This is a genomic window from unidentified bacterial endosymbiont, assembly GCF_918797525.1.
In the GTDB taxonomy this organism is placed as follows: Bacteria; Pseudomonadota; Gammaproteobacteria; order Enterobacterales; family Enterobacteriaceae; genus Enterobacter.
The window spans coordinates 634,623-646,775 of the sequence record NZ_OU963893.1 but is presented as its reverse complement, the minus strand read 5'-3'; the positions used below and the strand labels follow the sequence as shown (position 1 = coordinate 646,775).

General features: G+C 57.2%; 14 protein-coding genes. 3 read left to right on the top strand and 11 right to left on the bottom strand.

Features of this window, described 5'->3' with window-relative positions; all coding sequences use genetic code 11:
• Positions 1-78: 78 nt before the first annotated feature.
• Entirely contained in the window at positions 79-897 is an 819-nt protein-coding gene (gene fkpA, locus NL510_RS02960; RefSeq protein ID WP_253381487.1) for an FKBP-type peptidyl-prolyl cis-trans isomerase, read from the bottom strand.
• A 238-nt stretch (positions 898-1,135) separates the two neighbouring features.
• Here fkpA and NL510_RS02955 point away from each other — a divergent pair, with 238 nt between their 5' ends.
• Entirely contained in the window at positions 1,136-1,354 is a 219-nt protein-coding gene (locus NL510_RS02955; RefSeq protein WP_253384728.1) for a protein SlyX, read from the top strand.
• A gap of 50 nt (positions 1,355-1,404) precedes the next feature.
• Here NL510_RS02955 and slyD read toward each other — a convergent pair whose 3' ends face one another.
• From slyD to kefG, 4 genes are all read right to left on the bottom strand, one after another.
• On the bottom strand, positions 1,405-1,977 hold the full coding sequence (gene slyD / locus NL510_RS02950; protein ID WP_253381485.1) for a peptidylprolyl isomerase: 573 nt from the start codon (positions 1,975-1,977) through the stop codon (positions 1,405-1,407).
• 94 nt (positions 1,978-2,071) lie between these two features.
• A complete protein-coding gene (locus NL510_RS02945) occupies positions 2,072-2,272 on the bottom strand; it encodes a YheV family putative zinc ribbon protein (protein WP_013099038.1) in 201 nt (66 codons plus the stop codon).
• 13 nt (positions 2,273-2,285) lie between these two features.
• On the bottom strand, positions 2,286-4,091 hold the full coding sequence (gene kefB, locus NL510_RS02940; RefSeq protein WP_253381483.1) for a glutathione-regulated potassium-efflux system protein KefB: 1,806 nt from the start codon (positions 4,089-4,091) through the stop codon (positions 2,286-2,288).
• Positions 4,091-4,642 (bottom strand): glutathione-regulated potassium-efflux system ancillary protein KefG, encoded by a 552-nt coding sequence (kefG, locus tag NL510_RS02935; protein ID WP_253381481.1) that lies wholly within the window; start codon positions 4,640-4,642, stop codon positions 4,091-4,093. The genes kefB and kefG overlap by 1 nt, the downstream gene beginning before the upstream one ends.
• A gap of 132 nt (positions 4,643-4,774) precedes the next feature.
• Here kefG and NL510_RS02930 point away from each other — a divergent pair, with 132 nt between their 5' ends.
• Together NL510_RS02930 and NL510_RS02925 are read left to right on the top strand one after the other, a co-directional pair.
• Positions 4,775-6,679 (top strand): ABC transporter ATP-binding protein, encoded by a 1,905-nt coding sequence (locus tag NL510_RS02930; protein WP_253381479.1) that lies wholly within the window; start codon positions 4,775-4,777, stop codon positions 6,677-6,679.
• A 15-nt stretch (positions 6,680-6,694) separates the two neighbouring features.
• Positions 6,695-7,633: a LysR family transcriptional regulator gene (locus tag NL510_RS02925; RefSeq protein ID WP_253381477.1), complete on the top strand. Its 939-nt coding sequence runs from the start codon at positions 6,695-6,697 to the stop codon at positions 7,631-7,633.
• Here the strand turns inward: NL510_RS02925 and mdcH are convergent.
• From mdcH to mdcC, 6 genes are all read right to left on the bottom strand, one after another.
• The gene (mdcH, locus tag NL510_RS02920) at positions 7,623-8,519 is read right to left on the bottom strand and encodes a malonate decarboxylase subunit epsilon (protein ID WP_253381475.1); all 897 of its coding nucleotides are present in this window, start codon (positions 8,517-8,519) and stop codon (positions 7,623-7,625) included. The genes NL510_RS02925 and mdcH overlap by 11 nt on opposite strands.
• Positions 8,519-9,136 carry a malonate decarboxylase holo-ACP synthase gene (locus NL510_RS02915; RefSeq protein ID WP_253381473.1) on the bottom strand — a complete coding sequence of 206 codons (618 nt, stop codon included), beginning with the start codon at positions 9,134-9,136 and terminating at the stop codon, positions 8,519-8,521. The genes mdcH and NL510_RS02915 overlap by 1 nt, the downstream gene beginning before the upstream one ends.
• Before the next feature lie 2 nt (positions 9,137-9,138).
• Entirely contained in the window at positions 9,139-10,098 is a 960-nt protein-coding gene (locus NL510_RS02910) for an AEC family transporter (protein ID WP_253381471.1), read from the bottom strand.
• Positions 10,099-10,225: 127 nt separating this feature from the next.
• Positions 10,226-11,026, bottom strand: coding sequence for a biotin-independent malonate decarboxylase subunit gamma (mdcE, locus tag NL510_RS02905; RefSeq protein ID WP_253384725.1), 801 nt, complete (start codon positions 11,024-11,026; stop codon positions 10,226-10,228).
• The gene (locus tag NL510_RS02900) at positions 11,026-11,859 is read right to left on the bottom strand and encodes a biotin-independent malonate decarboxylase subunit beta (RefSeq protein WP_253381469.1); all 834 of its coding nucleotides are present in this window, start codon (positions 11,857-11,859) and stop codon (positions 11,026-11,028) included. The genes mdcE and NL510_RS02900 overlap by 1 nt, the downstream gene beginning before the upstream one ends.
• Positions 11,852-12,151, bottom strand: a complete 300-nt coding sequence (gene mdcC / locus NL510_RS02895) for a malonate decarboxylase acyl carrier protein (protein WP_253381467.1) — start codon at positions 12,149-12,151, stop codon at positions 11,852-11,854. Before mdcC ends, NL510_RS02900 begins: the two co-directional genes overlap by 8 nt.
• Between the last annotated feature and the right edge of the window lie 2 nt (positions 12,152-12,153).

The following is a 12,153-nucleotide window of genomic DNA, read 5'->3' as shown; positions in this document are numbered from 1 at the left end:
ATGGCGCTTCCAGTGTTAATTATATCTGCCCCACAATAAAAAAAAACCGCCGCCTTAATGGCGGCGGCGTTTAGAACATTACTTCTTAGCAGCAGCGGCTTTAGGGTCAGCCGGTGCGTCTGCTTTCGCATCCGCTTTCGGTGCCGGTTTGATATCCAGCAGTTCTACGTCAAAGACCAGCGTAGAGTTAGCAGGGATACCCGGAACGCCGGTTTTGCCGTAAGCCAGGTCTGGTGGAATGACCAGCTTGATTTTACCGCCTTTTTTGATGTTCTTCAGGCCTTCAGTCCAGCCTGGGATCACGCCGTCCAGACGGAAGGAGAGAGGCTCACCGCGGGTGTAAGAGTTATCGAACTCTTTACCATCGATAAGCGTACCTTTGTAGTTAACCACGACAGTGTCGCTGTCTTTTGGCGCGGCGCCGGTACCTTGTTTCTCAACTTTGTACACCAGGCCAGTGGAGGAGGTTTTTACGCCCTTCTCTTTAGCAAAGGTATCGCGGTAGGCTTTGCCTTTCGCTTCGTTGTCTTTGGCATCAGCTTCCATTTTGGTCTGAGCAGCGCTCTTCACGCGCGCTTCAAACGCCTGCAAAGTCTGCTCGATCTCCTGGTCAGACAGTTTGCTCTTATCTGCAAACGCATCCTGAACACCCGCGATCAGCTGAGCTTTATCCAGTTTAATGCCCAGTTTCTCTTGTTCTTTCAGAGAGTTTTCCATGTAACGACCTAATGATGCGCCAAGCGCATAGGCAGATTTTTGGTCGTCATTTTTGAACGCCGCTTTGCTGTCTGCAGCCGCAGCAGGCTTCGCAGCAGCGTCAGCGGCGAAAGACAGCGGTGCATTGAGTGCGACAGCCATCGTCGTCGCCAGCAGCGTTACTTTAAACAGTGATTTCATCCATATCTCCAGGGCCTGGGGACTCTCACCCCAGAGTTAAACGTAAATGAGTTACGTACTATAAAACGTTGTGGAAGAAATCTACAGACAGACTCTCCCTATTCTCGACTCTTTTCAGACTATTTTTGTTTAAATAAGTTTCCCCGCACAGGGATGAATACTGCACTTGAGGATAAACTCAGTTAAACTTCGGCGCCGCTGGCCCATTATGGCGAATGTCAAATAGACGAGGTGAATGATGAAGGACAAAATGATAGAAGAGAGACTGGCCGAGCTGGAAAGCCGTCTGGCTTTTCAGGACATCACCATCGAAGAGCTTAACCAGACCGTGACCGCGCATGAGCTTGAAATGGCAAAGCTACGCGATTTACTGCGTCTGCTCACGGAAAAAGTGAAAGCCACACAGTCATCGCACATTGCCTCCCAGTCCGAAGAGACGCCACCACCTCATTATTGAGGCGTAAAAAAAGCGGGGTCTCCCGCTTTTTTATTTTCCGCGTTGCGGAATTAGTGGCAGCCACAGCCGCCGTTGCCGCAACCACCTTTACCGTGGTCGTGATCGTGGCCACCGCAGCAGCCATCATGGTCGTGATCGTGGTCATGGTCGTGCCCGTTTGCACCGTGAACGTGACCGTGGGCCAGCTCTTCTTCAGTTGCTTCGCGGATCGCAATAACTTCTACATTGAATTTCAGATTCTGGCCAGCCAGCATGTGGTTGCCGTCAACCACTACGTGGTCGTCTTCAACTTCAGTGATTTCAACCGGTACTGGACCCTGGTCAGTTTCCGCCAGGAAGCGCATGCCAACCTGCAGCTCGTCAACGCCCATGAACACGTCTTTAGGAACGCGCTGCACCAGGTTGTCATCATACTGACCGTAAGCGTCGTTTGCGCCTACGGCAACGTCAAATTTGTCGCCAACGTCATGACCTTCCAGCGCAGTTTCCAGGCCGGAAATCAGGGAGCCGTGACCATGCAGGTAGTCCAGCGGCGCACTCACCGGAGACTCATCAACCAACACACCGTCTTCTGTACGTACCTGATAGGCCAGGCTGACCACCAGGTCTTTTGCTACTTTCATGATATCTCCTGAGCGTGGGAAAATTGCTGGCGCAGATTGTAGCGGAAATCCGCACCCGTGTACCCTTAAGCTTAAAAAAACTCAGCGCATATCGCTAGTCCGGATGAAAAATGCCGATCACTTGCTCTTCTTTGCGAACGTGATCGCGGGCTTCTTTATCGGCCTCACGCATCTGGTGGCCGCACTTAACACATTCAACAACATCAATATTATTCTCACGCCACATCGCCAACGTGTCTTGCGCCTGGCAGCTCGGGCACTTTGCACCCGCGATAAAGCGTTTACGTACAGCCATTTTTCGTTACCCTTTATTCAAATTCATCCCAGCCGTCCATCTGGCGTCGTTCCTGTTGCATCTCGCGCTGGAAAATCTCCTCCAGCTCGCGACGCGCTTCCCGTACGCGGGAGATCTGCGCTGTATCAGAATGTACCGGCATCAGTTCACGCAGCATCCGCATATCCAGCCGTCGGAAGTGCATCTGGGCACGCTGGGCCTGATGAGGATGCATACCCAGTGAAACCAGCGCTTTACGCCCAAGCTCCAGCGCACTGGAAAATGTCTCACGCGAGAAGTGTTTCACACCCGCCTGCAAAAGTTCGTGAGCTTCAACACGTCCGCGCGCGCGCGCCAGAATATGCAAATGCGGGAAATGCTGCTGACACAATTCCACCAGCTTCATTGTATCTTCCGGATCGTTGCAGGTGATAACGATGGATTCAGCGGCCTGCGCGCCGGCTGAGCGCAGCAGTTCAAGCTGCGTGGCGTCGCCGTAGTAAACCTTATAGCCATATTTACGCATCAGGTTAACCGCGCTAATGTCCCGTTCCAGCACCGTGATGCGCATCTTGTTCGCCATCAGCAAACGCCCGATGACCTGTCCGAAACGGCCAAAGCCGACGATAATCACCTGAGGATTATCATCATCTACCCACGGTTTTTCATCTTCATCGCCTGTCGGGTTTAACCGACGCGACAGCAGCTTGTCCACCCGTTTTATCAGCAACGGCGTGGTCATCATCGACAGTGTTACCGTCACCAGCAGCAGCGCCATCTGGTCGTCTTTGAAGAGCTTCTGGGACGATGCAGTAGAAAACAATACAAAGGCAAACTCGCCCCCCTGGCTCAGCACGCTGGCGAACTGCATTCGTTCCGAACTGCGCAGCCCGTAAATTCGCGCCAGCGCATAGAGAACCAGCATTTTTACCGCCACCAGCACGGCGACGCTCACCACAACCCACAGCAGATGGGTATAGAGCACACCTAAATTAAGCGCCATCCCCACCGAGATAAAGAACAGCCCTAACAGCAACCCTTTGAACGGATCGATGGCAATCTCCAGCTCATGGCGATACTCGCTCTCGGCCAGCAGGATCCCGGCGATAAACGTGCCCAACGCCATCGACAGCCCCAGCGCATCCATAAACAACGCCGAGCCTAACACCAGCAGCAGCGTCGCGGCGGTGAACACCTCGCGCACGCCGGATGCGGCAATAAAGCGGAACACCGGGCGCAGTAAAAAACGTCCGCCAATCAGCATGCCTGCGAACGCCAGCACCTTCATGGCGATTTTCAACCAGTCGAAATGGTCGTCGCCAGAACCGGCCAGCAGCGGTACCAGCGCCAGCGCCGGGATCACCGCTAAATCCTGAAACAGCAGCACCGAAAAGCCCAGTTGGCCTGCCTCGTTGCGGTTCATCCCTTTGTCGCGCATCAACTGTAGCGCCATCGCCGTCGAGGACATTGCCAGGCCAATACCGCCGATCACCGCCGCCTGCCACGAAAAATGGGTCAGCATTAATAGCCCGGCCAGGATAGCGGCACTGAACAGCACCTGCGCGGCGCCCACGCCAAATATCGAGCGCCGAAGTTGCCACAGTTTGGAGGGATTCAGCTCAAGCCCGATGATGAACATCAGGAACACCACGCCCAGCTCAGAGAAGTGGAGAATTTCATCCACATCGCTGATGAACCCCAGCCCCCAGGGGCCAATGGCGATCCCTGCCAGCAGGTAACCCAGCACGGCACCGATACCAACGCGGGCGGCCAGCGGCACGGCCACGACCGCAGCAAACAAAAACAGCACGCCTGCCAGCAGTAAATTCGATCCTTCCATTAGCGCCCCCCCGTCTGGACGGGTGACGCCAGCCATTCACCATAGTCTCTGGCATGGCTTGCCAGCGCTTCAGGCCGCTGACGACGCGCCCAGTAGACAATAATCGGGCTCATCCACTGCATACGGCACATCGCCGCCGTCAGCTCAAAGGGCCGCAGAATATCGCTCATTGGATAACGGTTCAGCCCGTCGTGCCGGTAAGCGCTTTCCGGCTCCCCGGTGGTGATCACGCTACGCCAGTACTTTCCCGCCAGATGGTTGCCTCCCACCCCACTGGAAAAGCCCCGGCTCAGCACGCGATCCAGCCACTCTTTCATCAGCGCCGGACAGCTATAGGTATAGAGCGGATGCTGGAAGACAATCACCTCATGCTGGCGCAGCAGTTCCTGCTCATAAGGAATATCGATAAAGAAATCAGGATAGTGCGCGTAGAGGTCGTGCACCGTGACATTATTGAGCTGTGTAGCCGGCTTAAGCAGCACCCGGTTCGCCACCGAGTCCTGAGATTCCGGATGGGCATACAGCAGCAGCACTTTCGCTGTCTGGGACATCGCTCCCCTCCCGGTTCTGTTTTTGTGTATTGTTGTCGTTTTGGGCTACCATGGCAGCCCGGTGGGGAATATGGCCCACACCTTACATTATCATAATGACAAATTAACATAGTCGGAACATACGGCGCTTCTATGATTGTTTTCTCCTCGTTACAAATTCGTCGCGGTGTGCGCGTGCTGCTGGATAACGCCACGGCCACCATCAATCCAGGACAAAAGGTCGGACTGGTCGGCAAAAACGGCTGCGGTAAATCTACCCTGCTGGCGCTGCTGAAAAACGAGATTAGCGCTGATGGCGGTAACTTTACGTATCCCGGAAACTGGCAACTGGCATGGGTAAATCAGGAGACGCCGGCGCTGAGCGAGCCCGCGCTCGACTATGTTATCGACGGCGACCGTGAATACCGCAAACTGGAAGCGGAACTTAACGCCGCGAACGAACGCAACGATGGTCATGCTATTGCTACCATTCACGGCAAGCTCGACGCCATTGATGCCTGGACCATTCGTTCCCGCGCCTCCAGCCTGCTGCACGGGCTGGGCTTTAGCAACGAACAACTCGACCGCCCGGTGAGCGATTTCTCCGGCGGCTGGCGTATGCGCCTTAACCTGGCGCAGGCGCTTATCTGCCGCTCTGATTTACTCCTGCTTGATGAACCGACCAACCACCTCGACCTCGATGCGGTTATTTGGCTGGAGAAGTGGCTCAAGAGCTATCAGGGCACTCTGATTCTGATTTCCCACGACCGCGACTTCCTCGATCCGGTGGTGAATAAAATCATTCATATCGAACAGCAAACGATGTTCGAGTACACCGGCAATTACAGTTCTTTCGAACGCCAGCGCGCGACGCGCCTTGCGCAACAGCAATCGATGTACGAAAGCCAGCAGCAGCGCGTAGCGCACCTGCAAAGCTTTGTTGACCGCTTTAAAGCTAAAGCGTCGAAAGCGAAGCAGGCCCAGAGCCGTATTAAGATGCTGGAACGCATGGAGATGATTGCTCCGGCGCACGTGGACAACCCGTTCCACTTTGCCTTCCGCGAGCCGGAAAGCCTGCCGAACCCGCTGTTGAAAATGGAAAAGGTCAGTGCAGGGTATGGCGATCGCACCATTCTCGACTCTATCAAGCTCAACCTGGTGCCGGGTTCACGTATTGGACTGCTGGGGCGTAACGGCGCCGGTAAATCGACGCTAATCAAACTGCTGGCAGGCGAACTAAACCCGGTCAGCGGTGAAATCGGTCTGGCTAAAGGTATTAAGTTAGGCTACTTCGCCCAGCATCAGCTTGAATTTTTACGCGCGGATGAGTCACCCATTCAGCACCTGGCGCGTCTGGCGCCGCAGGAGATGGAGCAGAAGCTGCGCGACTACCTCGGCGGCTTTGGCTTTCAGGGTGATAATGTCACCCAAAATACCGAACGTTTCTCCGGCGGCGAAAAAGCCCGCCTGGTGCTGGCGCTGATCGTCTGGCAACGCCCGAACCTGCTGCTGCTTGATGAACCGACAAACCACCTCGATCTCGATATGCGCCAGGCGTTGACCGAAGCGTTGATTGAGTTCGAAGGCGCGCTGGTTGTCGTTTCGCACGATCGCCACCTGATCCGCTCCACTACCGATGATCTCTATCTGGTCCACGGCGGCAAAGTTGAGCCATTCGACGGCGATCTGGAAGATTATCAGCAGTGGCTAACGGACGTGCAAAAGCAGGAAAACCAGCCGGACGAGTCGGCGAAAGACAACGCTAACAGTGCGCAGTCGCGTAAAGACCAGAAGCGTCGTGAAGCGGAGCTGCGCACGCAGACGCAGCCGCTGCGTAAAGAGATTGCCCGTCTCGAAAAAGAGATGGAAAAACTCAATGCCACGCTCGCCACCGTTGAAGAAAAGCTGAGCGACAGCGAACTGTACGATCAAAGCCGTAAAGCCGAACTGACCGACTGCCTGCAAACCCAGGCGAAAGCCAAATCCAGCCTGGAAGAGTGTGAAATGGCCTGGCTCGACGCGCAGGAACAGCTGGAAGCGATGCTGCAGGCAGACTAACACCGCGGGAGAAGTATGCGTTTCGATACCACGAGCGATATTACATTGCGTAAACTCACCATCTTCATGACCTTCATGGAGAAGGGCAATATCGCGCGTACTGCGGAAACTCTGGGCCTGAGCGGCGTCAGCGTACACCGCGCGCTGCATACGCTGGAAGAGAACGTGCGCTGCCCGCTCTTTACCCACAAAGGGCGTAATCTGATTGCGCTACCTTCCGCGTGGACGCTGCTGGAGTATTGCCAGGAGGTGGTGCAGATAATGGCGCGCGGTGTAGAAGAGTCGCGCAAAATTGCCGGGATTGGCCAGGGGAGACTGCGCGTAGGCACGCTCTACTCGCTGACGCTGGAAACCGTGCCGCGACTGATTATGGGCATGAAGCTGCGCCGTCCCGATCTCGAGATGGATCTGACGATGGGGTCTAACGAGATGTTGCTGCATAAGCTGGACGAAGGATCGCTGGATGCCATTATCATCTCTATCTCTGAAAGCGACATCGACCGCAACAGCCTCGAAGTGCTGCCCCTTTTCCATGACGACATTTTCCTTGCCGCACCGGCCTCTGCCACGCTGAATACTCGCGAGCTTGCCGACCTGCGCGACTATAAACACCAAAAATTTGTCGCCCTGGCGGAAGGGTTCGCGACCTACGCCGGCTTTCAGGAGGCTTTCCATATCGCCGGGTTTGAACCGGAAATCGTCACCCGGGTGAACGACATTTTCTCAATGCTGAGCCTGGTACAGGCGGGGGTTGGCTTTACGCTGATGCCGGGCAGGATGAAGAAAGTGTATGAGAACTCGGTGCAGTTGTTAAAGCTGGCGCAGCCTTACCAGATGCAGCAGTTGATCGCGATTGTCTTTGCCCGCAACCGCGAGCAGGACCCGAGCCTGCGAGCACTCGCCGCCGAAGGGCGGATGTATGCACGCAGCCTGGCGCAAAATACTACCTTCTGAGACGCTTCGCCAGATGCACCGCCACATCCACTCCACTGCGCTCCAGCGAAATTGACTCGCCTTCCCACGCCGCCTGCCGCGTCAGGCAGGTCAGTACGCCGCCCGGCGGCATCTCGATCGCCAGCCGCGCTTCGCGCTCGTTTGCGGAAATCACCGCCTCCTGCCAGCGCACCGTGCGCGCCATATTCATCGCCAGATCGTCGGCAATCTTTTCCGGCTGCCAGAGCACGCGCCCGGTACTGCCGCTCAGATACGCACAGCGTGGGCGAGAAAGCGTGACGGATTTAAACGCCGCGACCAGCTTTTGTGCCGGTTCCGCCAGCAGTTCGCAGTGTGATGGCACGCTCACCGCCAGCCGATGGGCCTTGCTCGCGCCTTTTGCCAGCGCACGCTGAGCAACCCGCGCCATACCCTCATCGCTTCCGGCGATCGCGATCTGCGTTTCGGCGTTCAGGTTAGCAATGTAGGTTCCGGTGCCTTTAATCAGCGTTTCCACCTGCGGCAGGGTTAAGCCCATGATGGCCGTCAGACCATAGCCATGTGGATATGCCTGCTCCATCACATCGCCGCGTAGCGCCACCAGCTTCAGCGCGTCGGTAAATTCCAGCGCACCGGCGATAACGGCAGCCGGATAAGCGCCAATGGACAGCCCGCTGACAATGTCCGGCGACACGCCGTGGCGTTCCAGCTCCCGCGCCCAGGCAACACCGGCAATCAGCAGTGAAAGCTGTACCGCGCGGGTGTGGATTAACGAGGCTGCGCTATCCAGCGGATCCAGCTCCGCGCCAAGCACCTCACGCGCCTGAGCCAGTTCCGTCCCCGGCAGGTTGTGCAGCATACCTTCGCGCTGCGTGCCCTGCCCCGGAAAGGTAAACAGTATTTTCATCACTCCTCCCTGTGCCACGGATCCGCCACCAGGCGTGGACCGTGGCGGGTTTTCAGCAGCGTTTTGCCATCGCGCAGCCACTCCCCCAGCGCAAATCCCCCCTCCGGGGTATCCACTTGGGTGTCCGCCCGGCACAGCGCGTGGCAGAGCTGCGATTGCCAGAGCGCGAAGCTCTCCGGCGAGAGAGGCCGTGGAGCGCGGACCAGCAGGTCGAGATCGCTCCCGGCGTGCATCACCGGAATGCCGGTCGCCAGCGCGTAGCCGGTACTCCCGGTAATTCCCCATCTCCACGGCCATGGCTGCTGAGAAAGTTGTAGCGCCACCTGAACGGGTGGCAGAGACACAAAGGGTGAGCGCAGCAGATCGGCCGTTACGCTCAGTGATTCGGGCGTAACCACGCGCATTATGCTTTCGGGTTTGACCCACCCGGGCGCCCGCTGGTCGCGGCGCAGGCCGCGCACGCCAACGGGTATACGGCCCTCGTTATCAACATCACGCCGCACCACTACCGGTAGGCCGGTATGCCAGACCGCCTCCACCCAGGAGTCGGCGATGCCTTCCAGCGCATCGCGCGCGCTAAGCCAGATAAGATCGTGTGGGCGTAATGTTGGGGTCATAATTACATTCCTGACGTCAGCGAGATAAATAGTGGCAGCGACAGGATACACAGTACGGAGCTTAACAGCAGCACGGCTTCTGCATCCGGCGACTGCACGCCAAAGCGGTTACCAAATACCACGCCGAAGAAGCCCGCGGAAAGCGCAATCATCAGGATAGCAGTGATCGCTACGGAGCCGTGCAGGCCGAAGATTAAAACGATACCCCACGCGATCGCTGGCTGAATCAGCAGCTTGGTAATGGTCGAGGTAATGACCATGGTGTTGATCTGCAGCTTGCGGGCAGAGAGGATCACCCCGGTCAGGAACAGCGCGGCAGCGGTCGCCGACAGCCCCAGCGGTTTAATCGCCGCGAGGACCAGCTCCGGCATTTTGATGCCAATGGCGGACAGGATAACCCCCAGCAGCGGGCCCATCACAATCGGTTTCTTAATGGAGCGCCACATCAACACCGGCAGCATAGAAAGCGTTGAGCCAGAATTGCTCCCCTCAGCACGCGCTTTTTCACGTTCCAGGATCAGCAGGCAGAACGGCGTCATCAGGACTGAACCACAGGCGATGGAGACCGCCACGGACAAGGAGGTGGAAGGGCTTTCCCCCAGCACGCTGCCCAGAATCGGCAGCCCCAGCGCCGCATAGTTTGGCAGGGCGACGGTCAGCGTCAGCACGGCCGCATCCTGCGCGGATTTCTTAAAGGCGTTGGTGGCGAGGAAGTAGATGGCCGCATAGGTTACCCACATCGCCAGCGTCAGCACCAGAATCAGCGGCGACTGGGCCACAATGCCGGTCCAGGGCGTCTGAACGGTGGCGCTGAACAGTGCGGCAGGCAAAGCAAAATCCATCACGAAAATATTGAGCAAGGAGACATTCTTGTTATCAACCATCTTCGCCTTACCGGCCCAGAATCCCAGCAACATAATCACGAAAATCGGTGCAAGAGCATGAACAATTACGTAAGTCATAAAATCACCTGTAGTAAAAAAAGATTTAGCACTGGCGCGATGATTATTATTTTTCTGGATGCAGGCTCCCACGCGGGCGCGACGGGCGCGCCCATGGGGTTGTGCATCCGGCAGGTCTCTTTTTTACTTACCAGCTTGCTCGCATACGTTCGCGTACGAAAGCAGAACTGCGGCGGTTGTCAGCACCCAAACGGTTTTTCAACGTGGTGTCCTGACGCGCGTCATTGATGGCCTGTTGCAGCGTGGTTTTCACCTGCGCCAGATCGTTATCGGATGGGGCATCCGGGTTACTGATATCCAGCAGGCCAGAAAGCAGCCCCAGGGTGGCGTAGTTGCTGATGTCATACGCCATTGGCGGAATGGTCGCCGCCAGTTTTTCCAGCGCGTCGACGGTGCGCAGCGTAATGCGCGCCGCAGACTCTTTACCCATCGCGTGGATCAGCACGCCTGTATCGTTAAATGCGATCAGACGGTTGGCCTGGTAGCCGTGGGCCAGAAACGCGCCGGACATCGCCTTGCCGACGATAAGACCAATCACTGGATGACCGGCCAGACGGGCGTTGGCGTAGGCCGCCGCCGCACCAGCCAACGCCTGATGAATACCAAACGCCTCTTCACGACGGCCATAGGCCTGGCTTGGGACGTCGATCACCGCCACAATCGGACGCTTCACGGACTTATCTGCATCGGCAGCCACCGTTTCGCTAACCACTTTCGCCAGGGTCCAGCCTTCCAGCAGGCCGACTTCGCCTTGCGCCGCACGCGGAAAGTGGTTGTTGGCATCCGGCACTATGGCCACAAAACGTACCGATTCACCGTTAAGCTCAGCGTCTGCCGCCTGCACGGACGGGCATAATCCGTCCAGACGTTTGGCATTCGGCGCGAGGATGTTCAGCCAGAGCTCGCCACGGCTTATTGCGTTACTCATCATTTCACCTCCCGGGCAAAAAGCGCGTTGATCTGTTCTGCATCCGCCTGTTTACGGGTGTCAAAATGGGTCAGACGGTTCAGGTAATCGACGTAGTTATCGGTGCGGTGTTTCGCCGGCACGCCTTTGGCAATCGCGTCGTTCATCGCCGCTTTCACCGCGTTCACGCCGTCACCCACAAGGGCATCCACCAGGCCGCTTTGATAGCGCACTTCGCCGCCGGTCATGCTCCAGATAAACGGACGATCGCGAGAGTCATACTCTGCAATGCCCGCCTCCTGCTCGATAACCTGCGGGCCGTTGAGCCCCAGACGCGCTTCACGGGTCACAATCAGGTAGCTGCACAGCGCTGCCGCAATGGACATCCCGCCGAAGCAGCCCACGGTGCCGGCCACAATCCCGATAACCGGCGTGTAGCGGCGCAGGTCAACAATCGCGGCGTGAATATCGGCAATCGCTGCCAGGCCGAGGTTGGCCTCCTGCAGACGTACGCCGCCAGTTTCAAGGCACAGCACCGCCTGAGTCGGAATGCCGTTGCGGTTATCTTCCGCCGCCAGCTCCAGCGCCGCCGCCATTTTGGCACCGGACACTTCGCCCATGCTGCCGCCCTGGAACGCGCCTTCAATCGCGACGACGACCGCAGGCTGACCGTTGATGGTGCCTTTTGCGACGACCATGCCGTCATCGGCCTGCGGGACAATGCCCTGCGGCCCAAGCCACGGAGAGATAATGCCTTCAAACGGATCCAGCAATTCACGGTAGCTGCCGTTGTCCAGCAACGCCTGTGCGCGCTGGCGCGCTTTTAATTCAATAAAGCTGCTGTCATCACGCATGGCTCACCCCCTCAAAAACCTGTTCGATACGAATGCGTGCCACGCCCGGCGTCGCGCCGAAGTCGTGGATGGTCAGTTTGCCTGCGGGCAGGCTGCTGACCGTTTGCAGGCGGGTGAACAAGGCTTCCCAACGACCACGGCTGTTGTCGACGGAAGTGGTGATATCAACGGTTAAGGTCTGGCCCGGTTCGGCGGCGAATAACACCTCCATATCCCCGGAGCCGACAACCCCTGCCAGCGCCCTGCCGCTTAACGCGCGGCTGGCGGGCATGGTCAATGTGATTTTTTCCATAA

Coding starts and splice junctions, on each gene's coding strand:
- fkpA (WP_253381487.1), bottom strand. CDS start 897: ATGAAATCACTGTTTAAAGTAACGCTGCTGGCGACGACGATGGCTGTC.
- NL510_RS02955 (WP_253384728.1), top strand. CDS start 1,136: ATGAAGGACAAAATGATAGAAGAGAGACTGGCCGAGCTGGAAAGCCGT.
- slyD (WP_253381485.1), bottom strand. CDS start 1,977: ATGAAAGTAGCAAAAGACCTGGTGGTCAGCCTGGCCTATCAGGTACGT.
- NL510_RS02945 (WP_013099038.1), bottom strand. CDS start 2,272: ATGGCTGTACGTAAACGCTTTATCGCGGGTGCAAAGTGCCCGAGCTGC.
- kefB (WP_253381483.1), bottom strand. CDS start 4,091: ATGGAAGGATCGAATTTACTGCTGGCAGGCGTGCTGTTTTTGTTTGCT.
- kefG (WP_253381481.1), bottom strand. CDS start 4,642: ATGTCCCAGACAGCGAAAGTGCTGCTGCTGTATGCCCATCCGGAATCT.
- NL510_RS02930 (WP_253381479.1), top strand. CDS start 4,775: ATGATTGTTTTCTCCTCGTTACAAATTCGTCGCGGTGTGCGCGTGCTG.
- NL510_RS02925 (WP_253381477.1), top strand. CDS start 6,695: ATGCGTTTCGATACCACGAGCGATATTACATTGCGTAAACTCACCATC.
- mdcH (WP_253381475.1), bottom strand. CDS start 8,519: ATGAAAATACTGTTTACCTTTCCGGGGCAGGGCACGCAGCGCGAAGGT.
- NL510_RS02915 (WP_253381473.1), bottom strand. CDS start 9,136: ATGACCCCAACATTACGCCCACACGATCTTATCTGGCTTAGCGCGCGC.
- NL510_RS02910 (WP_253381471.1), bottom strand. CDS start 10,098: ATGACTTACGTAATTGTTCATGCTCTTGCACCGATTTTCGTGATTATG.
- mdcE (WP_253384725.1), bottom strand. CDS start 11,026: ATGAGTAACGCAATAAGCCGTGGCGAGCTCTGGCTGAACATCCTCGCG.
- NL510_RS02900 (WP_253381469.1), bottom strand. CDS start 11,859: ATGCGTGATGACAGCAGCTTTATTGAATTAAAAGCGCGCCAGCGCGCA.
- mdcC (WP_253381467.1), bottom strand. CDS start 12,151: ATGGAAAAAATCACATTGACCATGCCCGCCAGCCGCGCGTTAAGCGGC.